A 21,425-nucleotide genomic window follows, 5' to 3' on the forward strand; every position below is an offset into this window, starting at 1 on the left:
AGTTCAGCCCCTGGCGGTCTGCCGATACACCTTGCGCGCGGCCAGAATCAGGGGAATCTGCAAGGGCAGCCGGAGAATCGATCCGACTTTCAAAGCCAGCGGCTTGTCACTGCGCACCCATTCGTAGGTCATCTGCAGATTGCCCGGGAACACCGCGAGGAACAGCAGCAGCGCGAGTGCGCCGCCGAGCCGCCGTGTCCGCGGCACCGCGAGTGCCCCGGCCACCGCCAGCTCGGCCACGCCGGAACCCAGTGTGTACGCCCGAGGCGATCCCGGCAGCTGCGGGGGAATCAAGGCGTCGAACGGCTTCGGCGCCACGAAATGCAATGTCCCCATACCGAAAAGCATGACCGAGAGCAACCGGGCCGTGCCCCCGCCGCCGCTCGAATGCACAGTCACCGATTCCAGATTCTCGCTCATGGCGTCGAGCGTACGGACAGTTCACCCGGAACGGGGTCGGCGGTTTTGCCTGACTTTCACTCGAGATCCTCGCCGGTTCGATTCCGATCTGCGTCACGACGACTGTCTTCCCCCCGAATTCTGGTGGCTGACGCATCTGCCGTGCTTGCCGTCATACTCGATACGAATATTCGGGAGTTGAGAAGAGGTGAGGGCCGGCGTGCAGGCGCAGGATTCGGGGATACGCCGTATCGGGCTGGTCGAGGATCATGAATCGGTCGCGATCGGGCTGGCGGCCATGCTGTCGCCCGAGGCCGATCTGGAGTTGGTGATCACCGCGGGGACGGTGGCGGAGCTGTTGTCTGCCGGGCCGCGATTGGATTTGGTGGTGCTGGATCTGCGGCTCGCCGACGGATCCTCGCCCGACGACAATGTGCGGGCGCTGCGGGAACGCGGCATCGAGGTGCTGGTGTTCACCGGTGCGGACAATCCGTTCATGGTGCGCGAGGCCGCCCGGGCGGGTGTGCTGGGCGTGGTCCGGAAATCGGAAGATGTTCCGACCGTGGTGGCGGCCGTGCGCCGCGCCGCACAGGGCGAACAGGTGGTGACCACCGATTGGGCGGCCGCCATCGATGGTGATCCGCAGCTGTCGAATGTCGGGTTGAGCCCGCGGCAGCAGCAGGTGCTGCAGCTCTACGCCTCCGGTGAGAAAGCGTCGCGGGTGGCGCGCATGACCGGCCTGTCGGAGCAGACCGTGAACGACTATCTCGGCCGCATCCGGCAGAAGTACGCAGACGCCGGTCGTCCTGCGCCCACGAAAACCGATCTGTACAAGCGGGCCGTCGAGGACGGGTGGCTCCCCGTTCCCGAAAAACGGCACCCGCGCGCATGACCGCGTCCGGCACCCTCGCAACCCGGCCCGCCGAGCATCCGATGTCCGTCCTCACCGCATTTCTACAGTGGCTGCGCCGCACGCTGGTGATCGCGCAGGAGGATCCGGCGACCGCCGCCTACGACCGGATCATGCGCCGGCTCGGCGTTTCCGTCGGCATTGCCGGAATCATCGTCTGCGCCATGGAATTGCCCGAGATCGCCGAGCAGGGGCGGCACGCACCCGGCTGGTGGACGGTGCTCGCCGTGGTGCTGACCTTCGGCTGGTTCCCGGTACTGGCGGTGGTCTCGGCCATCGCCGGTCCGGGGCCCGTGCGGGTCGTGTCCGGTTGTGCCGCACTGAGTTTCCTCGGTGCGCTGGCCACCATGCCGTTCGCGCTGACAGTCCATTCGGTGGATTCGACCACGGTGTGGCCGTACCGGGTGGCGGCGCTGGCGGTGATCGCGGCCGTGCTGGCCTGGCCACCGCGATGGGCCGTCACCTACCTGGTGGCTTCCTCCAGTTCGGTGGCGCTGTCGGTCATCTATACCGTCGGCGAGGTCACGCCGTACACGGTGGTCGAAAACTTCTTGCGCGCAGTGGGTTTGGCGGCCCTGTTCGTCTGGTGCGGTACGGCCGCCACGGGTGCGGCCGCGCGTGTCGACCGGGAATCGGTCATTGCCACTCGCCGGGCGGCAGCCGCTGCTTCGGCACAGGGCCGCGACCACGAGCGTGCTCGTTTCGCCGCACTCATTCACGATGCGGTGCTCTCCACGCTGCTGGAGGCCTCGCGTGCGGGCGCACAGTCGAATGTGCTGCGCCGCCAAGCCGAACGCACTCTCGAACAACTCGACGAATGTCGTGGCAGCGACCGGGATCCCGATCTGCTCGATGCGCGCTCGGCGGTGCTTTTCCTGCGCGCCGCCGTGCACGAGATCAATCCGGTCGTACGATTCGCGACCCGAACCTGGCCGGGCTTCGACGATCTGCGCATGCCGGTGCACGCCGCCAGCACCATTGCCGCGGCGCTCGCCGAGGCGGTGCGCAACAGTCTGCGGCATGCCCAACTACCCGGTCGCGAGGTGCGCCGCATTGTCACCGCCACCGTGAGTGCGGGCAGCATCCGCATCGTATTCACCGATGACGGAGCAGGTTTCGACCTCGCCGAGGTCTCCGCGGACCGGCTCGGCATCTCCATGAGCATTCTCGGCCGCATGCGGCAATTGGCGGGCGGCAGTGCGTTCGTGGAATCCCAACCGGGAGAGGGTACGACCGTGACACTGGTGTGGGGTGGCGATGGTTCCCGCTGATTACCATGCGGCCGAACTGGATTCGCGGTTCGACCTGCGCGATATGCTCGGCCTGCGCGGCCGCGCCGCCTGGCTGTTCCTGCTGATTCTCGAGGCGACCATCGCGCTGTACATGATTCGCAATTTCGGCGAATCACCGCAGTGGGCGGCCCTGCTCGGCACGGTGCTCATTCTGAGCGCGGGCGTGCTGGTCGTTGTCGTACCGGTGGATCCGCTTCCGCTTCCACTCGCCCTGTTCGCCGCCGCGGCCGGGCCGGTGGCCACCGCGCTCACCGTTCTGACGCCATCGACCGATACCGTGCACCACTCGGTGTGGTCGGCCTTCGCCTCGTCCTATGTCCTCGCCGTGCTGGTACTGCGCGGCCGGGTCCGGACCGCCTGGGTCGGCGTGGCCGCGGTCGCGGGTGTGCTGCTGGTCGCCGGCATGACCGCGCACCTGCAATCGAACACCGTGGTCGGCAGTCTGGTACCGATCGGCACCGTGGCCGCGATCTCGGTCTTCAGCATGGTCATGCGCCCGATGCAGCGCTCACTGCGACTGCTTCGCGAGGACGCCATGATGCGGGCCGCCTCCGAGGCCACCATGGCCGCCGCCGACAGTGAACGCACCCGCCAACTCGCCCGGCTGGACCGCGTGGCGCGCCCGATTCTGGAACGCATTGCCGATGGCGCCGAACTCACCGCCGCCGAACGTGAGGAGTGCCGTCTGCTCGAGGCCGAACTACGCGACGGCCTGCGGGCGCCGCAACTGATGACCGACGAGCTCAGCGGCGCGGCGCGCGGTGCGCGTGCCCGGGGCGTCGAGGTCGTGCTCCTCGACGACGGCGGCTTCGCGGGCGTCCCGGAATGGGTGCGCAAACGTGTGATCGACGCGGCGACAAGGGAATTGGATGCGGCCAACACCGGAGCGGTGACGGTGCGGGTACTGCCGCTGGGGCGGCGGGTGCTCGCCACCGTGCTCGCGCACGCGCCCGATCACGACTGCCGCACCGAGATCGATACGGACGGTCAGGTCAGCGTCACGGACTGAATGCGGCGGGACCCGTGTCAATTGGCCGGGTCCTCAGGGCTTTTGGTGTCTTTGGGCCGGCGCGGATCGCGCGGCATATCCCAGCGGCCCGCGCCGCCCTTCTTCATCTGATCGCGCAGCGCGCCCTGCACGGCCGTCGCCATCCACGAATTCAGCGACTGCCCGCTCTGCGCCGCGGCATCCTCCGCGCGCGATTTGATCTGCTCGACCAATCGCAGCGTCACCCGGCTGATATCCCCGGTCATCTCCTCGAACGTCGGCGGGTGCTCCTCCTCGGCGCCCGCTGTTTTGCGCACGTCCACGTGCGCTTCGCCCCCGTCATAGGAGACGTGCACGGTGTGATCGCCGACCGCGGCACTCACCTCGGTGGCGAGTTCGGACAGCGCCGCCAGCAGCACCAGTCGCGCCGAGTTCTCGGTGGCCGCGGCCAGGGCGGCGGCCGTCGACTGCGTCTTCTCGTCGCCGAGCGCGGCGGCCGCGACGAGGTTCTCGCGTAGTTGGGCGGTGTACTTGTTCAGATCCATGACACCAGTGTGCTGTCATAAATGACATCATTCAAGGTGTGATTTGGCGTCACCGCATGACGGCGACGCGAATCACCGTCGCCGACGGGCCGGTTCGGGTATAACGATGCGAAAGGTGTTTCGGTAACCGGGTAGCCTTCTGGCTATGACGAACGGTGAATCGACGCGGATCGAGCTGCGCGCGTCCGGCACAGTCGGTGTCGCGATGGTGACCCCCTTTACCGCCGAGGGCAAGCTCGATGTCGATGCCGGGGTAGCGCTCGCCGCTCGCCTGGTCGAAGGTGGTGTCGACCTGCTCGCCATCTCCGGCACCACCGGAGAATCGCCGACCACCACCGAGTCCGAGAAGTTCGATCTGCTGCACGCCGTCGTCGACGCGGTCGGTGACCGCGCCACCGTTATCGCGGGTGCCGGCACCTACGACACCGCTCACAGCATCGAGCTGGCACGCAATGCGGCGCGCGCCGGTGCCCACGGTTTGCTGGTTGTCACTCCGTACTACTCGCGTCCCTCGCAGGACGGCCTGTTCGCGCATTTCACCGCCATTGCGGACAGCACCGACCTGCCGGTCACGCTCTACGACATCCCACCGCGTTCCATGGTGGCCATCAATTCGGACACCATCCGCCGTCTCGCCGAGCACCCGCGCATTGTCGCGGTCAAGGACGCCAAGGGCGATCTCAATGCCGGTGCCGAGCTCATCGCCGAGACGGGCCTGTCCTTCTACTCCGGCGACGACGGGCTGAATCTGCCCTGGCTGTCGGTCGGTGCGGTCGGATTCATCAGTGTTATCGGCCATCTCGTGCCGGATCGCCTGCGTGCACTCGCTGCGGCTCATGCCGCCGGTGATGTGGCCCGGGCTCGTGAAATCAATGTCAGCATGATTCCGCTCAATCGGGCCATGTCCCGTTTGGGTGGCGTCGCCATGACCAAGGGTGCGCTGCGGCTGCTCGGGGTCGAGACCGGGGAGCCACGTTTGCCACAACTCATGCCCAATACCGAGCAGCTCGCCGAGCTTGCTGCAGATCTGCGAACCGCGGGGGTGCTTGCATGAGCAACCCCGAAGGACGCCGACCGCGTCGTACCGCATCCCGCGCCGCAGGTGCGCCGGAACCTGTTGTCGCGCAGCCGAAGTCCGCTGCCACAAAACCGGAGAAGGCCGTAGCGCAGCCGACTGCCGTGCAGGCCGAAAGCCCCGCACCGCAGGAAGCCCGGGCCAAGCGCAACGGCACCCGGGCCGCCAAGAACGGGCAGGCCGACGCCGCGCCAGCGAAGGCACGCCAGGACGACTCCGCGCCCAAGTCGCGGCAGGCCGATCGCACCCGTAAGCCGGGCGGCACCCGTTCCCGGCAGGGTGGTCGTAGCGACCGCTCCGAGCCGGTCGCCGCGCCGCGACCCGAGCGTCGTCAGCTGCCCCCGCCGCCGAAGGCCCCCAAGGGCGGCCTGCGCGTATTCGCGCTGGGCGGCATCAGCGAAATCGGCCGCAATATGACCGTTTTCGAATACGACGGCAAGCTGCTGATCATCGACTGCGGTGTGCTGTTCCCCGAGGACCAGCAGCCGGGTGTGGATCTGATCCTGCCCGACTTCGGTCCCATCGAAGACCGCATGGACGATATCGCGGCCGTCATCCTCACCCATGGTCACGAAGACCACATCGGTGCGGTGCCGTTCCTGCTGCGCCTACGCCGCGATATTCCGGTCGTCAGCGCCAAGTTCACCCTCGCGCTGGTGGCTGCCAAGTGCCGCGAGCACCGGTTGCAGCCCAAGCTCATCGAGGTCACCGAGGGGCAGCGCACGCAGCACGGCCCGTTCGACTGCGAGTACTTCGCGGTCAACCACTCGATCCCGGATGCCATCGCGGTCGCGGTGCGCACTCCCGCCGGCATGGTGCTGCACACCGGCGATATCAAGCTCGACCAGTTGCCGCTCGACGGCCGCCTCACCGACCTGGCCGGGTTCTCCCGCCTCGGCGACGAGGGCGTGGACCTGTTCCTGGTGGACTCCACCAATGCCGAGGTACCCGGCTTCGTCACACCCGAGCGTGAGATCGGCCCGGTTCTGGACAATGTGATCGGCAAGGCCAAGGGCCGAGTCATCGTGGCGTCCTTCGCCTCGCACGTGCACCGCATTCAGCAGGTCGTGGATGTGGCGCAGCGGTACGACCGCCGCATCTGCTTCGTCGGCCGGTCCATGGTCCGCAATATGCAGATCGCCCAGGATCTCGGCTACCTGAATCTGCCGGACGGCCTGGTGGTCGATATCGATCAGGCCGCGAACCTGCCGGTGCACAAGCTGGTGCTCATCTCCACCGGCTCGCAGGGCGAACCGCTGTCGGCGCTCTCGCGCATGGCGCGCGGCGATCACCGCCAGATCAATATTCGCGCCGACGATCTGGTGGTGCTGGCGTCCTCGCTCATCCCCGGTAATGAGAATGCCGTGTTCACCGTGGTGAACGGGCTGACCCGGATCGGCGCGACCGTCATCACCCAGCAGAACGCGAAAGTCCATGTCTCCGGACATGCTTCGGCCGGTGAGCTGCTGTACCTGTACAACGCGGTGCGCCCGACCAATGCCATGCCCGTGCACGGCGAATGGCGGCACCTGCGCGCCAATGCCGCGCTCGCGGTGGCCACCGGTGTTCCGGAGGAGCGGGTCATGCTCGCCGAGAACGGCGTTGTGGTCGATCTGGTCGACGGCATTGCCTCGATCACCGGTCGCGTGCCGGTCGGTCAGGTGTACGTGGACGGTCTGTCCGTCGGCGATGTCGGCGAATCCACCCTCTCGGATCGTCTGGTGCTGGGGGAGGGCGGCTTCATCTCCATCACCGTCGCCGTCGACTCCACCACGGGTAAGGCGGTCAGCGCTCCGGAGGTGCACGGTCGCGGCTTCTCCGACGACCCCGACGCCCTGGCCGAAACGCACGAACTCGTCGAGGCCGAACTCCGCCGCCTGTCGAGCGAAGGCATTACCGACACCCACCGCATCGCCCAGAGCGTGCGCCGTGTTGTCGGCAAGTGGGTCGCGGACAAGTACCGCCGCCGCCCGATGATCGTCCCGACGGTCATCGGCGTCTGACGCCCGAAAAGGCAAGCGCCACAGCCTGAGAGCGCCCGGCAGCACCAGCTGCCGGGCGCTCTTGCTGTCTGCCAACCACTCTCGGATCCACTGTGCAGCAGGCTTCACAAGCATATCTACATTGAAATATGCGCATTTAATTATGAGTGATCGGTATGTCGATGCTCAAGCAAAGTTTCCGGCCGACGTCTGAAAACAAAAGCAGCCCAGACCCGAAGCTCTGAGCTGCTGCCTCCAGCGGGGAAGCCTGCCCGATACAAATCCGCCCCCGGCAGCTACAGCTGCCAGGGGCGGGATCACGAGAGTCGCTACTTATCCTGGCACGCCGCGGAATCCAGCTTGGCGGCCTTCACGATGCTGCAGGCGAAATTGTGGTCGACCTTCCAGTCGTTGCCGTCGGCGACGAAGGAGACGGTGGCATTGTTGACCGGGGAGCCGCCGATGGTGACATTGGCATCAGCCTTGATCTTGCCGTCCGCGGGATCGGGGACATTGGTGATCTGCACCTTGACGTCGTTCTTCTTGGCGGCGTCGACCAGTTTGGCGACCAGCTGCGGGTCCTGCCCGGCATCCTCGATCCAGTCGACCTTGGTCTTGGCGTCGATGGACGGGTCGAAGGCCTTGGTGATCTTGTCGTTCAGCTCTGCCACGGTCGGCTTCGGCAGGTTCGGCACCTGGGAGGTGGACGGTGCGGAGCCGGTGTCCTTGGTGTCGTCGGTGGTGCCCTGGAACGCATTGCCGGGTGCGGCGGCGCTGGTGGTGGTCGCGCTGTCGGACTTATCGCTCGAACTGCAGGCGACCAGGCCCAGCGCGGCGGCGGCCAGCGCCACGGCGGCGGTAGCGCGGAAGATGGTGTGCTTCAACGATGTTCTCCCTGAATGGAATTCGGAATCAGAGCTGATAACCGGTGGTGCAGTTCCAGTGAATGATGGTGGCGTCGCCGTAGCTGCGCGTCAGCGCCTGGGACCGGGCCGCCGAGCGGGAGTACGCCGCACCGTAGGTGTAGTAGCCGCGGGAGGCGGAGTAGGCAACTGCGCCGCAACCATTCGCGAAGGTGGCGACCACATGGCAGTCGTCGAAGGTGCAGGAGGCCATCGCGCCGTCCTGCGCCGACCCGCGGTCGGAATAGTCGTAGGAGTAGCCGATGTGGCCGGTCGAGAGTGACAGCGCGATCGCGCCGAAATTGTCGGTGTCGGCACCGGCCGGAGCTGCGGTGCTGACCAGTAGGGAACCGGCTGCCGCAACCATCACGGCGGCGCCGCTGACGATCTTCTTCAAGTGTGTTGCCCTTCTAGTGCTGTGGGTCCATGACCCGATGGACCGAGTGCACAAGCTACCGATCCGATTCGACCGATGCCAGCCGGCGAATGCCGTAGCGGCTGATGGCTTCATGATCGAATGCGCGCCTTATGACGGACCGGGTGTTCCGCTTAAAGGCCTGGGCATTCAGCAATTGAATCGCTATCGCGAGGTGCAACGCGTGCGATGCATTCCAGGGGGTGTCCGGTTAGGGTTCCCTCTATGAGCATGGCACAGCGGGAACGGCAGGCCCTGGTGCAGACGATGGCCGCGGCCGGCCCGGACGCACCCACCCTCTGCGGTGAATGGACGACGCGAGACCTGGCCGCGCACTTGATCGTCCGCGAGCGCCGCCCCGATGCCGCACCCGGCATCATGCTGAAGCCCTTCGCCTCCTACCTGGAGAACGTCCAGCGCCGGGTGGCGCAGCGGCCCTTCCCACAGCTGCTGGACCTGGTCAGCAGCGGCCCGCCGTGGTTGCTGCGCCCGGTGGATTCGCTCATGAATCTCACCGAGATGTTCGTCCACCACGAGGATGTGCGCCGCGCTCAGCCCGACTGGGAGCCGCGTGAACTGTCCGCCGAGGACGAGAGTCGGCTCTGGAAGGTCCTGACCGGTTTGGCGCGCATGGCATATCGCAAATCACCGGTTACCGTCGCGCTTGCGACGCCGGACGGTCGCCGCACCGTTGCGCATCGCGCGGGGGAGCGCACCGTCGTATTGGCAGGTCCGCCTTCGGAACTGCTGCTCCATGCCTTCGGCCGTAGTGCCGTGCGGCTGGAAGCCACCGGTGACCCGGAGGATGTGGCCGCGGTCCAGGCTCTGGATCGCAGCGTGTGAGATTTGGTCCGCCGGGAGCGCTCGAGTGGCGGTCCGGCCGCTGATCATGAAACGATCACGCGCCGGACGGTAGCTTCCGCGAGCGGCAGTAGCCCGTGGTGATGAGGTGGTAGGCAATGACTTGGCAACTGGCGCTGCTCGGGCCGGTCGAGTTGGTGTCCGATGGTGCGCCCAGCTCGCCCATGCCGCCCAAACAGCAAGCGGCGCTTGTCATGCTGGCCTGCGCGCGCGGGCGGACGGTGTCGATCGAAGAATTGGCCGACGGCATCTGGGGTGCGGAACGCCCCACCTCCGCGGTGGGTGCGCTCCGCAACTACGCGTGGGCGCTGCGTAAACACCTGTCCGCACAACCGGGGACGATACTGCTGTCCTCGGAGTCCCGGGGCTACCGGCTGGAAGGGCCGCTCGAGCTCGATATCGACGGAATCGACCGGTATCGCGCCGCGGCCGAGACCGCGCGGGGAGCCGGACAGCTGGAGCAGGCCGATGCCGCGCTGCGCTCGTTGCTGGGGCTGTGGCGCGGCGATCCGCTCAGTGGTGTGCCCGGTCCGTGGGCCACGGCCGAACGCGCCCGGCTGCGCCGCCTGCACCGGGCGCTGCGCGAAGACCTCATCGAGGTCACGGTGCAGCGCGGCGACTATTCCGATGGCATAGCCGAATTGGAGGCTCTGATCCCGGGCGACCCGCTCAGTGAGCGGCTGCGCGGGCTCATGATGACCGCGCTGTACCGGGCGGGCAGTCGCACCGCGGCGCTCGACGAATATCAGCGCATCCGGCGACTGCTGGTGTCCGAGCAGGGCATCGAGCCCGGTCCGGCTTTGCTCGAGCTGCATCGGCAGATCCTGGCCGACGAATTGCCCGCCCGCGTGTACGTCGCCGCGCCGATGCCGGCGGTGGCGCCCATGCCGGCTCAATTGCCGCCGGACACGGCCGATTTCACCGGCCGCGGCGAGCTGGTGCGGGAGCTGAGCGCCACGTTCGGTGCCGGAACCTCGATTGTGGCCATCTCCGGTATGGGCGGAGTCGGCAAAACCGCCTTGGCTCTGCATGTGGCGCACCGGATTCGGGATCACTATCCCGACGGACAGCTGTATGTCGATCTGCACGGCGCGGGTGCGGATCCGGCCGAGCCCGAACAGGTACTCGGGGTATTTCTGCGCGCCCTGAATGTGGCGCAGCGTGAGGTGCCGAACGGGGTGGCCGAGCGTGCGGCGCTGTTCCGGTCCGTGGTCAGTGGTCGCCGCATGCTGCTGGTGCTCGACAATGCCTGTGACGCCGCCCAAGTCGCGCCGCTATTGCCCGGTGGACCCGGCTGCGCGGTGCTGGTGACCGCGCACCGCCCGCTCACCGCGCTGCCCGGGGTGCGATCGGCGGCCTTGCCGGTGCTCGAAACCGAGGAGGCCGTAGCGCTGTTCACCCGCATTGTCGGCGCGGCGCGGGTGGTCGCCGAACCGGATGCCACCCGGCGCATTGCCGAACTGTGCGGACTGCTGCCCATGGCGGTGCGCATTGTGGCGGCGCGGGTCGCGGCCCGGCCGCAGTGGACGATCATCTCCGAGGCCGACCGGCTGGCCGCCGAACGCCATGACCTGGACCGCTTCCGGACCGGGGATCTGGCGCTGGCCGTGGCCTTCCGTGCCGGATACGAGCAGCTGCCTGCCGATGCCGCGCGGGTATTCCGCCTGCTGGCCGTGGCCGAGCTGCCGGATCTGCCGCTGGCGGCCACCGCCGCGGTGCTCGATACCACCGAGCCGCTGGCCGAGGATCTGTGCGAGGAGCTGGTGGATCGCGGCATGCTCGAGACGGTTGGGCGCGGTCGCTACCACTATCACGACCTCATGCGATTGTTCGCGCTCGGCCGCGAGGGCGCCGATGCCGATGTGGACGTCACCGAGCGGCTGCTCGACTACTACCTGGCCACCATGAAAACGGTGCTGCGCGTGCGGCATCCGGGCCTGCGCCTGGCCCTGGCCCCGACGGGTCATCCGGGCACCCGCCTGGCCGATCTGGACGCCACCCGCGATTTTCTGAATATCGAGCGCCGCAATCTGGTCGCGCTGTACCGCCTGGCCGCCGCGGGCACCCCGCACCATCGCATTCTGGCCGCCGATCTCGCCCTGTCGGTGGCCGAAACCATGCTCGCCGGTGATGCCACGGTGGACGTCGAGAAGGCGCTGGAGGAATTGATCCGCGCGACCGAGGCCGACGGCAATACGGTGGCCGCCGGTCGAGCCCGGCTGGCACTGGTTTTCGCGCTGGTCTCGGAGTTCGGTGAACCCGAGCGGGCGGCCGGGCATCTGCACCGGCTGTTCGCCGACACCGATCCCGATGCCGAACCGTGGGTGGTGGGGACCGCGCATGTGTTCGCGGGCATTATCGGGCTGTACCGCCAGGATCCGATGAGCGCCGCCACGCATTTCGCGAATGCGCTGCGCCTGTATCGGCAGGGCGCGAGTCCCGAATGCGTGCGGGTCGCCTATTCGTGCCTGGCCCAGGCGTATTCGGCGGCCGGCCGCAATCGCGACTCCCTCGCCGCGGCCGCGCGTGCCGTGGTCGGCGACAGCCAGCCGGGCACCCGCCGGAATGTCATGTGGGCGTTGACCGAAGCCGCCTGGGTGATCAGCAAGGAGGGTGACGGCGAGCTGGGCACCCTGCTGTTCGACGCCGCCCTGCGCGCCGCCCGCCGCGCCGGTTCCCTGCGCTTCGAATCCACGGTCCACTCCCGCGCCGCCCTCGCCCACCTGAGCGCCGACCGCCTCCTCCAGGCCGTCGAACAGGCCGAGCGGGCCGAGGCCACCCGAGAATCTTCCCGGGTAGGCGGCCTGCACACCTACAACATGCTCGTCCGCTACACCGCCCTGCGCCGCCTGGGCCGCACTATCGACGCCGCCGAGTGCTACCGCACCGCCGCCAGCCAGATCCCCGACTTCGAAGCGGCCCTGACCCGCTGGAGTGCGCCGCCCGGACCCACTCCCATCAGCAATCGACCGGCTGCGATCCCCGCCGCCAGCTGACTGTTCTGCCCGTTTTCGTTGCCTATCCCACAGCGCTGTTGTGGGAGGGTCGAGTGTTGCGGATGGTCCGTATGGTGCGGTTGCGGCTAGCCTGGGGTGCATGCCAGGTAAGTCCCGCGGTACCGCAACGTCACGTTCGCGAGCGGGATCGACGCGGGGCCAGACTCCTGCACGGTCTCGGGCGAGCACTCCGCGCACTGCTGCGCGTGGTCGCACCACGGGCGCCGCGCGCGGAAATGCCGGTCGGAGCGCTCCGGCGCGACGCCGTCCCGCACCCAGGCGCAAGTCGAATACCGCGCCGCTGGCGGTGGTTACCCGCAGCGTGAGCAGCGGGTGGAACATGCTGGCTCGCGGACTGGGCGCGAGTACCCGGGCCTTGAGCCGCGCCGGGGAGATCGAGCACGGGCATCGGCGGGACGGAATCGCGCTGGGGCTGGTCGCTTTCGGATTCCTCATCGTGGCGGCGGTATGGCTGTCCGCGGGTGGGCCGGTCGGGCACTGGGTGGATGCCGCGATTCGCGCCGTGGCCGGATCCGTCTCGGCGGCACTGCCGTTCGTGCTGATCGGTATCGCGGTGATTCTGATGCGCACCGAACCGCACCCGGAAATCCGGCCGCGCCTGGTATTGGGCGGGCTGCTGGTCGGCCTGCCGGTGCTGGGTCTGTGGCATATGGCGGCCGGTGCGCCGACCGATGCGCACGGTCGCGCGCATGCCGCGGGCTTTGCCGGCTATGTCATCGGCGGCCCGCTGCGTGACGGTTTGAGCGCCTGGCTGGCCGTTCCACTGCTGTTGCTGGTCATCGGATTCGGCATTCTGCTGCTCACCGGCACCACGGTGCGTGAGGTTCCGGAGGCGTTGCGGGAGATCTTCGGCACCGGTAGCGGCGGCGACGAATACGAAAGCTACTCAGACGAACCCGGTCTCTACGACCCGGAAAACTATGATGCGGACGGCTTCCCGCGCCACGAGGGCGTGCGCGGCAAGCGCCGCGGTCGCGCACCGTCGGAGAACTATCCGGTCGACGAATTCGGTGGATCCGATGCCGCTACCGAGGTGATCGGCGAACCGCCGCTGCAGGCCGCCAAGGAGATCGCCGCCGAGGAGAAGCCGAAACCCAAGGCGCGCAAGGTGCCTCCCAAGGTGGTCGACCAGACCCCGCCGCCGCCGGTCGCGCAGCAGTTGGAGTTCGTCACCGAGCGTGAGGTGGACGGCGATTATCAGCTCGCGCCGCTCAGTTTGCTCACCGATGGTGAACCGCCCAAGCTACGCAGTGCCGCAAACGATTCCATGATCGAGGCGATCAGCGAGGTGCTGATCCAGTTCAAGATCGATGCGGCGGTCACCGGATTCGTGCGCGGCCCGACGGTCACCCGCTACGAGGTCGAGCTCGGCCCCGGTGTGAAGGTCGAGAAGATCACCGCGCTGGCCCGCAATATCGCCTATGCGGTCGCCACCGAGAATGTGCGTCTGCTCGCCCCGATTCCGGGCAAGTCGGCGGTCGGCATCGAAGTCCCCAATGCCGACCGGGAATTGGTGCGCCTGGCCGATGTGCTGAAGGCGCCCTCCACGCGCGGCGATCACCATCCCCTGGTCATCGGCCTCGGCAAAAATATCGAGGGCGAATTCGTCTCCGCCAATCTGGCCAAGATGCCGCACCTGCTGGTCGCCGGCTCCACCGGTTCCGGCAAGTCGAGTTTCGTGAACTCCATGCTGGTTTCGCTGCTGCACCGTGCGACACCCGACGAGGTGCGCATGATCCTCATCGATCCCAAGATGGTGGAACTCACGCCGTACGAAGGCATTCCGCACCTGATCACGCCCATCATCACCCAGCCGAAGAAGGCCGCCGCCGCGCTGACCTGGCTCGTGGAGGAGATGGAACAGCGGTATATGGATATGCAGGCCAATAAGGTTCGCCATGTCGACGACTTCAACCGCAAGGTGAAATCCGGCCAGATCACCGCACCCCTGGGCAGCGAACGCGTCTACCGTCCCTACCCGTACATTCTCGCCATCGTCGACGAGCTCGCCGACCTCATGATGACGGCCCCCCGCGACGTCGAAGACGCCATCGTCCGCATTACCCAGAAGGCCCGTGCCGCAGGCATTCACCTGGTGCTGGCCACCCAGCGACCCTCGGTGGACGTGGTCACCGGCCTCATCAAGACCAACGTCCCCTCCCGCCTGGCCTTCGCCACCTCCTCGCTGACGGACTCGCGAGTCATCCTCGATCAGCCCGGCGCCGAAAAGCTCATCGGCATGGGCGACGCCCTCTTCCTCCCCATGGGTGCCAGCAAACCCACCCGCCTGCAGGGCGCGTTCATCTCCGATGAAGAGATCTCCGCCGTAGTCGAATTCGCCAAGACTCAGGCCGAACCCGAATACCAGGAGGGTGTCACCGCCGCCAAGGCCGGTGAAAAGAAGGAAGTCGACGCCGATATCGGCGACGACCTCGAAGTTCTGGTGCAGGCAATCGAATTGGTGGTCACCTCCCAATTCGGTTCCACCTCAATGCTGCAGCGCAAACTCCGCGTAGGTTTCGCCAAGGCCGGCCGCCTCATGGACCTCATGGAAACCAGAGGCGTAGTAGGCCCCAGCGAAGGCTCCAAGGCCCGCGACGTCCTCATCAAATCCGACGAACTCGACGGCCTCCTCTGGACCATCCGAGGCGGCGGCGGCGAACCCCCCGACTCCGACGACGAGGCCCCGGAAGAAGAGTGAGCTGAAGCGCCAGGATTCGAACCTGAACTGACAGAATCAGAATCTGCCGTGCTGCCGTTTACACCACGCTTCATCGAAAATTGGTATGCCCGAGAGGAATTGAACCTCCAGCCTTCTCGTTCGTAGCGAGACGCTCTATCCGTTTGAGCTACGGGCATATGGCCCCGCGCGGATGTCGCCATTGACATCTACTCCGCACTGAGGTGCGCGGGGCTGGTTGGGTCGGGTTCCCTCGGCGGGATTCGAACTCGCACTGGACAGGGTCTGAGACTGCTGCCTCTTCCAATTGGGCTACGAGGGATTGGGTACGTATGAAAAAGGGCCGCTCCGTTGCGAATTCGCCAGAGCGGCCCTGCAGGGTCTACCGGTAGACCTCAGGGACCGCCGCGAATGCGCTGGCGGAGAACCGATACGGAGAGAAGTGCCTGCGGCATACGGGCACCATGGATCAAGCGTTGCCGCTGATTCAGTAGCTGCCCGGTCATAACTCTGCCTTCCGTGGAGGTTCGGTGGATCGTTGAAATGACGGTAGCACCGCGTATTCGGTTGGGAAACCTAATATATTCCGGATATGACGAACTCACCTATTGCACTGGAGATCGAGCCCGTGGGCCGGGTGGTCGGAGGCCGCGGTGAGGCGTTCGACGATCACTGGGGGTCCGTCGAGGCCACCATCGAATTGGATCCGGAGCGGTTCACGCCCGAAGCGCTCGCCGGTCTCGAGGACTTCTCACACCTGGAGGTGGTCTACCACTTTCACCTGGTGCCCGAGGAGAAGGTGGAGACCGGGGCCCGGCACCCGCGCAACCGCCAGGACTGGCCGCTGGTCGGGATCTTCGCGCAGCGGGGGAAGAACCGGCCCAACCGGATCGGCGTGTCCAGGTGCCGCCTGCTGGGCGTCGACGGCCTGACCGTGCGGGTCGCCGGGTTGGACGCGATCGACGGGACTCCGGTGCTCGACATCAAGCCCTATATGAGTGAGTTCGGGCCTCGGGGAGACCTGCGCCAGCCCGAGTGGTCGACCGAGCTCATGGGCGAGTACTTCTGAGCCGATGCGACGGCCCTGCCGCCTAGGAATTGACCTGGGAGCCAAGGAAGTTCAGGAGGATTTGGGCGTCGTCGCCGTAGTCGACGTGAGCGTTCGAGGCGTAGAAGTTGGCCATGGTTATGCCTTGGCGGCTCAGTTGCACCAGGTCGTTGATGCATTGGGGGCCGGCGATGCTGAGCAGGGCATGTGTGGCTACGCGGAGGTCACCGCGGACGGCGGTGGCGAAGGGGCCGACGACGGCCCCGGCCAGGTCGACTCCGGTCGGAGCGAGGGCCGCTATGTCGGCGGCGGCGGCGAGCGGGCCTGCCCGGGTGAGGGATTCGACTGCGCGCCAGAGGGTTTCCTGCATTTGGCCGACGTCTCCGGCGATTCGCATGAGGTCGATCCGGGTCAGGGTATCGGCGATGACGCTTTCGGCGGCGGTCCAGCCCGAGGGGTCGACGGTGCCGGCCGCTCGGATGACCGAGGCGATGAGCGGCAGGTCCACGCCCGCGGCCGCCTGGACCATCGGGGCCAGGTCGGCATTGAGATCGCTCGCGATCTGATGCGCACCGCGGATATCGCCGGTTTGGATCGCACCCGGGAGATCCGTGAGGCCGTCGAGGATGGTGGGCAGTTTGGCCGCGGTCGCCGCCCAGCCCGCGCCTACCTTCACGGCCTGCGCGATGAGCGTCGCGGGGTCGATGGTGGCCGGGATCAGATTGGCGATCGGTGCGGGATCGCCGCTGAGTACCCGGCCGAGCGCCGCCAGGAACGGCGCCGTGGTGGCATTGAGTGAGCAGTACAGATCGCCGTTGACGCACAGGGTGCGCACCCTGTCGGTCAGCGCGCCGAAATCCTGACTGCGCTTTCCGGCGATACCGTGGCCGGGTTGCGGATTGCCCAGTGAGCGTGTGGTATTCGGATCGCGGTGCGGATCGGCCAGCAGCCCGACGGCGACCACCCGATCGGCGCTGATCGGACCTTCGCCATTGCCGATTTCGGTAGCGACATCGCCGATGCCGTCCGCGCCCTGGCTGTACCCGGCGAGTACGACCCGCGTCGACCCGCACAGCCCGCTCACCATTTTGTGCAATCGGGATTCGAGGGTGCTCAGCGATTGTGCGTAGCTCAGCCCCTGGTCGAAAGCGCTTGCGGCATAAGGGGCAAAGAGCACGGTGATATCGCCGCCGAATTGCCGTTGCAGACCGTCACCGATCGGCCTGAGCATGCCGACCGGCACTGTCGGATCCGCGTCGGAGCGCGTCTCCCAGGTCCCCGGCGCGAGAATCGCGGTGTACGGGGTGCAGGGCTGCGCGCCGCGCGTCTGCGCTCGCGCATCGCCGACCACCATGGTCCCGACCATGACGGCCACGGCGACCAATGTCGCCGCGCACGAGGTCGCCAGCCTGCTCATTGTCCAATTCCTCTGTTGCCGATGGGGTTTCGGGGCTAGTGCGGCGGATGCCAGGTCCCGCCGCGCAGTCATGGCTCATTGTCGCCACTCGCCGCCGGTTCCGCAGGCTTTTCAGACACATATTCGTTTCAGATCTTCGGCCGGCACTGCGCCTTCTCTCTCGCAGCAGGGCGGCCCGGTCTTCCGAAGAAGAACCGGACCGCTGCAGGTGTCGTTCGAGTGGGCTCTAGGCCGAACCGCAACCCGACGGAGTCGTCGACGGCGATTCCCAGCAGAGCGGGTTGAAGCTGCCTGTCGACGCCACCGGGCTCAGCAGGGCGGCGATCGCTGAAATGAAGTTCACAGTGTGTCCGTTCCGTTCGCCGGCGGCAATCGGCCGGGTGACACCGCACGGTAGGCAGCCGCGTCGACATTGTCACGCCCACAGTTCTGCCGGGTTCGCGCCTACATCGCGGTGATGTAGGAGCTGAATTTACTAAGTGGAACTTATAAGTTAGCCTTAGTATATGGATGCTGATCTGGACCCCGCCGAGGTTGCCGCCGTGCTGCTGGCAAGCGTCAGCGTGCTGGTGCGGCGGGTTCGCCAGGTGCCGACGCCGGGTGAGCTCACGATGCCGGAGCGAGCCGCGCTGTCGCACCTGGATCGCTCGGGCCCCACCACTTCCTCGGCGCTCGCTCGAGCGGTGCAGATCACCGCTCAGTCCATGGGGACGACGATCAGTGCACTGCGCGCCCGTGGTCTGGTCGAACGCAGCCCGGACCCGGACGACGGCAGGCGCGTCGTACTGACAATCACCGACACCGGCCTGCAGGCGCTGAAGAACAAGCGCGACGCACGGAACGAACTCATCGCCCAGGCGCTGACCAGCGGCACCTTCACTCCGGCGGAGCTGGAGCAGCTCGCGGCGGCCGCGGCGCTGCTGGAACGGCTGGCCCAGAACATCTGATGCAGACGGAGCTATGAGTACCAACCTGATGACGGATACTTCCGCCCCACCCAGTGCGCCCGGTGACCGGTACAAGTGGACGGCACTGACGAATACGACCGCCGCGGTTTTCATGTCCGCGCTGGACGGCTCGATCGTGCTGATCGCCCTGCCGGCGATCTTCCGGGGCATTCACCTGGACCCGCTGGCTCCGGGCAATATCGCCTACCTGCTGTGGATGATCATGGGATACCGGCTGGTCCAAGCCGTTCTGGTGGTCACGGTGGGCCGGCTGGGCGATATGTACGGCCGGGTCCGGATCTACAACGCCGGGTTCGTGGTCTTCACCTTCGCCTCGATCCTGCTGTCCTTCGATCCGCTCGACGGCGGCCACGCGGCGATGTGGTTGATCGCGTGGCGTGTGCTGCAGGCCATCGGCGGGTCGATGCTGACCGCGAACTCGGCCGCGATCCTCACCGACGCCTTCCCCGAGGAGCAGCGCGGCTTCGCCCTCGGCATCAACCAGGTCGCCGCCCTGGCCGGGATGTTCATCGGCCTGGTCGCCGGTGGTCTGCTGGCGGCGTGGGACTGGCGGGCGGTGTTCTGGGTGAATGTGCCTGTCGGAGTGTTCTTTACGATCTGGGCCTACCGCACCCTGCGCGAGACGGGTAAGCGAGACGGTGGCCGGATCGACTGGTGGGGCAATATCACTTTCGCGGTGGGCCTGAGCTCGGTCCTGATCGCGGTCACCTTCGGCCTGCAGCCCTACGGCGGACACACCATGGGCTGGACCAACCCGCTGGTCGACGGGCTGATCATCGGCGGACTTGCGCTGCTGGCAGCATTCGTCGTCATCGAGAACCGCGTCAGTGCGCCGATGATCCAGATGAGTCTTTTTCGCCTGCGCGCCTTCACTTTCGGCAATCTGGCGGGCCTGGCCGTCTCGATCGGCCGCGGCGGAATGCAGTTCGTGCTGATCATCTGGCTGCAGGGCATCTGGCTTCCGTTGCACGGCTACGACTTCGAGAGCACACCGCTGTGGGCGGGCATCTTCATGCTGCCGCTGACCGCCGGATTCCTGGCCGCCGGGCCCGTTTCCGGGTACCTGTCCGACCGCCTCGGCTCCCGGGGCCTGGCCACCGGCGGTGCGCTGCTGTTCGGCGCCAGCTTCCTGGGCCTGATGCTGCTGCCGATCGACTTCAGCTACTGGATCTTCGCGGTGCTGATAGCGCTCAATGGAATCGCCAGCGGCATGTTCGCCTCCCCGAACTCGTCCTCGATCATGGGCAGCGTGCCCGCGCAGTCGCGAGGTGTGGCCTCCGGTATGCGGGCCACCTTCCAGAACTCCGGCACCGCCGTCTCGATCGGCGTGTTCTTCTCCCTCATGATCGCCGGGCTGGCGAGCAGCCTTCCGCACACCCTCACCAGCGGTTTGCAACAGCAGGGCGTGCCGGCCGACGTCGCCGCCCAGGTCGGCAATCTGCCCCCGGTCTCGTCTCTGTTCGCCGCCCAACTCGGCGTCAACCCGATCCAGAACCTGCTCCAGCCCAGTGGGGCGCTGTCCCACCTGACGGCAGCGCAGCAGCAGACCCTGACCGGACGCGAGTTCTTCCCGACCCTGATTTCCGGGCCCTTCCACTCGGGTCTGGTCATCGTGTTCGCCTTCGGCGCCGTACTCGCAGTCCTCGCCGCGATCGCCTCCCTGCTGCGCGGAACCAGCTCTGCCGCAAGAACTCCGGGATCGCCCACCCCCGGCAACCAGCCCACCTCAGGAGGAGCAACCATGACATTGACAACGATCGACCCCACCTCCGCGCTCGTCGTGATCGACCTGCAGCAGGGCATCGTCTCCGCCCACAGCGACCCCGCGGTCACCGATGTCGTCAAGCAGGCGGCGCACCTGACCGCCGAGTTCCGCCGGCACAGCCTGCCCGTGGTGCTGGTCAATGTCACCGGCCGCGCGCCGGGACGCACCGAGGCCGGACGGTCTGGAGGCGGCGCCGCACTGCCGCCCGGCTGGGCCGATCTCATCGGCGAACTCGACGTGCAGCCGACCGACCATCTGATCACCAAGCGGCGGCGCAGTGCGTTCCACGACACCGGCCTCGACACGCTGCTGCGGGATCTGGGCGTCACCCAGATCGTGCTCGCCGGCATCTCGACCAGTGCGGGCGTCGAGTCGACCGCACGCTCGGGCGCCGACTACGGGTACCACGTCGTCCTGGCCACCGACGCCATGATCGACCCCGATGCCGACTCGCACCGGCACAGCATCGAACGCGTCTTCCCCAAGCTCGGCGAAACCGCCACCACCGCAGAGGTTATCGACATGGTCGAGGCGACACGATGACGCTGCTCGGCCGACTCCTGAACAAGCGCAGAGCGGGCGATACCCACATTGCCTGGAACCTGCCCAACCTCCGCGGCCCTGAGCTGCTGACCCTCACGAGCGAGCACTTCGGCCACGGTGACGCCATCCCGCTCGAGCAGTGCGCGAAGACCATCGGCGGCGACGACCTGTCTCCCCACTTGGCTTGGACCCCGCCGCCATCGGGCACCGCGCAACTTCTGCTGGTTGTCGAAGACATCGATGTGCCGATAGCCAAGCCCGCCGTGCACTGCGCCGCCTTGATCGACCCGTCCATCGGGCACCTGGACCCCGGCGCTCTCAACACACGGCAGCCGGCCGCCGGAGTGCAGCTGCTGCGGTCCACCGTCGGATGCGGGTACCACGGTCCCGCACCCATCAAAGGCCATGGGCCACACCACTACATCTTCCAGCTGTTCGCCCTCGCCGCCCCCGTGGGCAGCGCTTCCGGCGCGCACCGGGCACGGCCCCGCGCTTTCCTGCCCGGCATTACCGCACCCGTCCTCGACCGCGGCCGGCTGACCGGCGTCTTCGAACGCTGACGTCGCAGACGAGCCGGTGATCACCAAACATCGTGTGGGAGCGTTCGGCTCGACATCG

17 protein-coding genes, 3 tRNA genes and 1 pseudogene are annotated in these 21,425 nt (G+C 67.1%); 13 read left to right on the forward strand and 8 right to left on the reverse strand.

Annotated elements, in window-relative coordinates; all coding sequences use genetic code 11:
* Positions 1-3: 3 nt before the first annotated feature.
* Positions 4-420: a DoxX family protein gene (locus JWN03_RS25445; RefSeq protein WP_441343057.1), complete on the reverse strand. Its 417-nt coding sequence runs from the start codon at positions 418-420 to the stop codon at positions 4-6.
* Positions 421-619: 199 nt separating this feature from the next.
* On the opposite strand from JWN03_RS25445, the gene JWN03_RS25450 reads away from it, so the two are divergent.
* The 3 genes from JWN03_RS25450 to JWN03_RS25460 are packed head-to-tail and all read left to right on the forward strand — an operon-like array spanning position 620 to position 3,610.
* A complete protein-coding gene (locus JWN03_RS25450) occupies positions 620-1,291 on the forward strand; it encodes a response regulator transcription factor (protein ID WP_297619998.1) in 672 nt (223 codons plus the stop codon).
* Positions 1,288-2,580: a sensor histidine kinase gene (locus tag JWN03_RS25455; protein WP_297620001.1), complete on the forward strand. Its 1,293-nt coding sequence runs from the start codon at positions 1,288-1,290 to the stop codon at positions 2,578-2,580. The genes JWN03_RS25450 and JWN03_RS25455 overlap by 4 nt, the downstream gene beginning before the upstream one ends.
* A complete protein-coding gene (locus tag JWN03_RS25460; RefSeq protein WP_297620003.1) occupies positions 2,567-3,610 on the forward strand; it encodes a hypothetical protein in 1,044 nt (347 codons plus the stop codon). Before JWN03_RS25455 ends, JWN03_RS25460 begins: the two co-directional genes overlap by 14 nt.
* Positions 3,611-3,627: 17 nt before the next feature.
* Here the strand turns inward: JWN03_RS25460 and JWN03_RS25465 are convergent, their stop codons facing one another.
* Entirely contained in the window at positions 3,628-4,134 is a 507-nt protein-coding gene (locus tag JWN03_RS25465; RefSeq protein WP_297620006.1) for a hypothetical protein, read from the reverse strand.
* Between the two features lie 145 nt (positions 4,135-4,279).
* On the opposite strand from JWN03_RS25465, the gene dapA reads away from it, so the two are divergent.
* Positions 4,280-5,188, forward strand: coding sequence for a 4-hydroxy-tetrahydrodipicolinate synthase (dapA, locus tag JWN03_RS25470; RefSeq protein ID WP_297620008.1), 909 nt, complete (start codon positions 4,280-4,282; stop codon positions 5,186-5,188).
* Positions 5,185-7,212: a ribonuclease J gene (locus JWN03_RS25475; RefSeq protein ID WP_297620011.1), complete on the forward strand. Its 2,028-nt coding sequence runs from the start codon at positions 5,185-5,187 to the stop codon at positions 7,210-7,212. The genes dapA and JWN03_RS25475 overlap by 4 nt, the downstream gene beginning before the upstream one ends.
* 308 nt (positions 7,213-7,520) lie before the next feature.
* On the opposite strand, the gene JWN03_RS25480 is transcribed toward JWN03_RS25475, so the two are convergent.
* Together JWN03_RS25480 and JWN03_RS25485 are read right to left on the reverse strand one after the other, a co-directional pair.
* Positions 7,521-8,075 (reverse strand): hypothetical protein, encoded by a 555-nt coding sequence (locus JWN03_RS25480; protein ID WP_297620014.1) that lies wholly within the window; start codon positions 8,073-8,075, stop codon positions 7,521-7,523.
* A 28-nt stretch (positions 8,076-8,103) separates the two neighbouring features.
* Positions 8,104-8,490 (reverse strand): DUF4189 domain-containing protein, encoded by a 387-nt coding sequence (locus tag JWN03_RS25485; protein WP_297620017.1) that lies wholly within the window; start codon positions 8,488-8,490, stop codon positions 8,104-8,106.
* A gap of 243 nt (positions 8,491-8,733) precedes the next feature.
* Here JWN03_RS25485 and JWN03_RS25490 point away from each other — a divergent pair, with 243 nt between their 5' ends.
* From JWN03_RS25490 to JWN03_RS25500, 3 genes are all read left to right on the forward strand, one after another.
* Entirely contained in the window at positions 8,734-9,351 is a 618-nt protein-coding gene (locus JWN03_RS25490) for a TIGR03085 family metal-binding protein (protein WP_297620020.1), read from the forward strand.
* A gap of 116 nt (positions 9,352-9,467) precedes the next feature.
* The gene (locus JWN03_RS25495) at positions 9,468-12,365 is read left to right on the forward strand and encodes an AfsR/SARP family transcriptional regulator (protein WP_297620022.1); all 2,898 of its coding nucleotides are present in this window, start codon (positions 9,468-9,470) and stop codon (positions 12,363-12,365) included.
* A gap of 100 nt (positions 12,366-12,465) precedes the next feature.
* Positions 12,466-15,087, forward strand: coding sequence for a DNA translocase FtsK (locus JWN03_RS25500; protein WP_297620025.1), 2,622 nt, complete (start codon positions 12,466-12,468; stop codon positions 15,085-15,087).
* A 1-nt stretch (position 15,088) separates the two neighbouring features.
* Here the strand turns inward: JWN03_RS25500 and JWN03_RS25505 are convergent.
* From JWN03_RS25505 to JWN03_RS25515, 3 genes are all read right to left on the reverse strand, one after another.
* A tRNA-Gln gene (locus JWN03_RS25505) sits at positions 15,089-15,160 on the reverse strand.
* 8 nt (positions 15,161-15,168) lie between these two features.
* Positions 15,169-15,245, reverse strand: a tRNA-Arg gene (locus tag JWN03_RS25510).
* 69 nt (positions 15,246-15,314) lie between these two features.
* Positions 15,315-15,388: transfer RNA gene (locus JWN03_RS25515), tRNA-Leu, on the reverse strand.
* Positions 15,389-15,658: 270 nt separating this feature from the next.
* On the opposite strand from JWN03_RS25515, the gene JWN03_RS25520 reads away from it, so the two are divergent.
* The gene (locus JWN03_RS25520) at positions 15,659-16,135 is read left to right on the forward strand and encodes an SAM-dependent methyltransferase (RefSeq protein ID WP_297620028.1); all 477 of its coding nucleotides are present in this window, start codon (positions 15,659-15,661) and stop codon (positions 16,133-16,135) included.
* Positions 16,136-16,157: 22 nt separating this feature from the next.
* Here the strand turns inward: JWN03_RS25520 and JWN03_RS25525 are convergent, their stop codons facing one another.
* Positions 16,158-17,531, reverse strand: coding sequence for a cutinase family protein (locus JWN03_RS25525; protein ID WP_297620031.1), 1,374 nt, complete (start codon positions 17,529-17,531; stop codon positions 16,158-16,160).
* Between the two features lie 506 nt (positions 17,532-18,037).
* Here JWN03_RS25525 and JWN03_RS25530 point away from each other — a divergent pair.
* From JWN03_RS25530 to JWN03_RS25545, 4 genes and pseudogenes are all read left to right on the forward strand, one after another.
* Complete coding sequence (locus tag JWN03_RS25530; protein ID WP_297620034.1) at positions 18,038-18,478, forward strand: MarR family winged helix-turn-helix transcriptional regulator; 441 nt, start codon at positions 18,038-18,040, stop codon at positions 18,476-18,478.
* 28 nt (positions 18,479-18,506) lie between these two features.
* A pseudogene (locus tag JWN03_RS25535) lies at positions 18,507-20,195 on the forward strand (MFS transporter); the annotation flags it as partial.
* 45 nt (positions 20,196-20,240) lie between these two features.
* Entirely contained in the window at positions 20,241-20,807 is a 567-nt protein-coding gene (locus JWN03_RS25540; protein ID WP_297620102.1) for an isochorismatase family protein, read from the forward strand.
* Positions 20,804-21,367 (forward strand): YbhB/YbcL family Raf kinase inhibitor-like protein, encoded by a 564-nt coding sequence (locus tag JWN03_RS25545; RefSeq protein WP_297620038.1) that lies wholly within the window; start codon positions 20,804-20,806, stop codon positions 21,365-21,367. The genes JWN03_RS25540 and JWN03_RS25545 overlap by 4 nt, the downstream gene beginning before the upstream one ends.
* Positions 21,368-21,425: the final 58 nt, after the last annotated feature.

The sequence above is a fragment of the Nocardia sp. genome (assembly GCF_025465275.1).
Classification (GTDB): domain Bacteria; phylum Actinomycetota; class Actinomycetes; order Mycobacteriales; family Mycobacteriaceae; genus Nocardia.

Coding starts and splice junctions, on each gene's coding strand:
- JWN03_RS25445 (WP_441343057.1), bottom strand. CDS start 420: ATGAGCGAGAATCTGGAATCGGTGACTGTGCATTCGAGCGGCGGCGGG.
- JWN03_RS25455 (WP_297620001.1), top strand. CDS start 1,288: ATGACCGCGTCCGGCACCCTCGCAACCCGGCCCGCCGAGCATCCGATG.
- JWN03_RS25460 (WP_297620003.1), top strand. CDS start 2,567: ATGGTTCCCGCTGATTACCATGCGGCCGAACTGGATTCGCGGTTCGAC.
- JWN03_RS25465 (WP_297620006.1), bottom strand. CDS start 4,134: ATGGATCTGAACAAGTACACCGCCCAACTACGCGAGAACCTCGTCGCG.
- dapA (WP_297620008.1), top strand. CDS start 4,280: ATGACGAACGGTGAATCGACGCGGATCGAGCTGCGCGCGTCCGGCACA.
- JWN03_RS25475 (WP_297620011.1), top strand. CDS start 5,185: ATGAGCAACCCCGAAGGACGCCGACCGCGTCGTACCGCATCCCGCGCC.
- JWN03_RS25490 (WP_297620020.1), top strand. CDS start 8,734: ATGAGCATGGCACAGCGGGAACGGCAGGCCCTGGTGCAGACGATGGCC.
- JWN03_RS25495 (WP_297620022.1), top strand. CDS start 9,468: ATGACTTGGCAACTGGCGCTGCTCGGGCCGGTCGAGTTGGTGTCCGAT.
- JWN03_RS25500 (WP_297620025.1), top strand. CDS start 12,466: ATGCCAGGTAAGTCCCGCGGTACCGCAACGTCACGTTCGCGAGCGGGA.
- JWN03_RS25520 (WP_297620028.1), top strand. CDS start 15,659: ATGACGAACTCACCTATTGCACTGGAGATCGAGCCCGTGGGCCGGGTG.
- JWN03_RS25525 (WP_297620031.1), bottom strand. CDS start 17,531: ATGAGCAGGCTGGCGACCTCGTGCGCGGCGACATTGGTCGCCGTGGCC.
- JWN03_RS25530 (WP_297620034.1), top strand. CDS start 18,038: ATGGATGCTGATCTGGACCCCGCCGAGGTTGCCGCCGTGCTGCTGGCA.
- JWN03_RS25540 (WP_297620102.1), top strand. CDS start 20,241: ATGACATTGACAACGATCGACCCCACCTCCGCGCTCGTCGTGATCGAC.
- JWN03_RS25545 (WP_297620038.1), top strand. CDS start 20,804: ATGACGCTGCTCGGCCGACTCCTGAACAAGCGCAGAGCGGGCGATACC.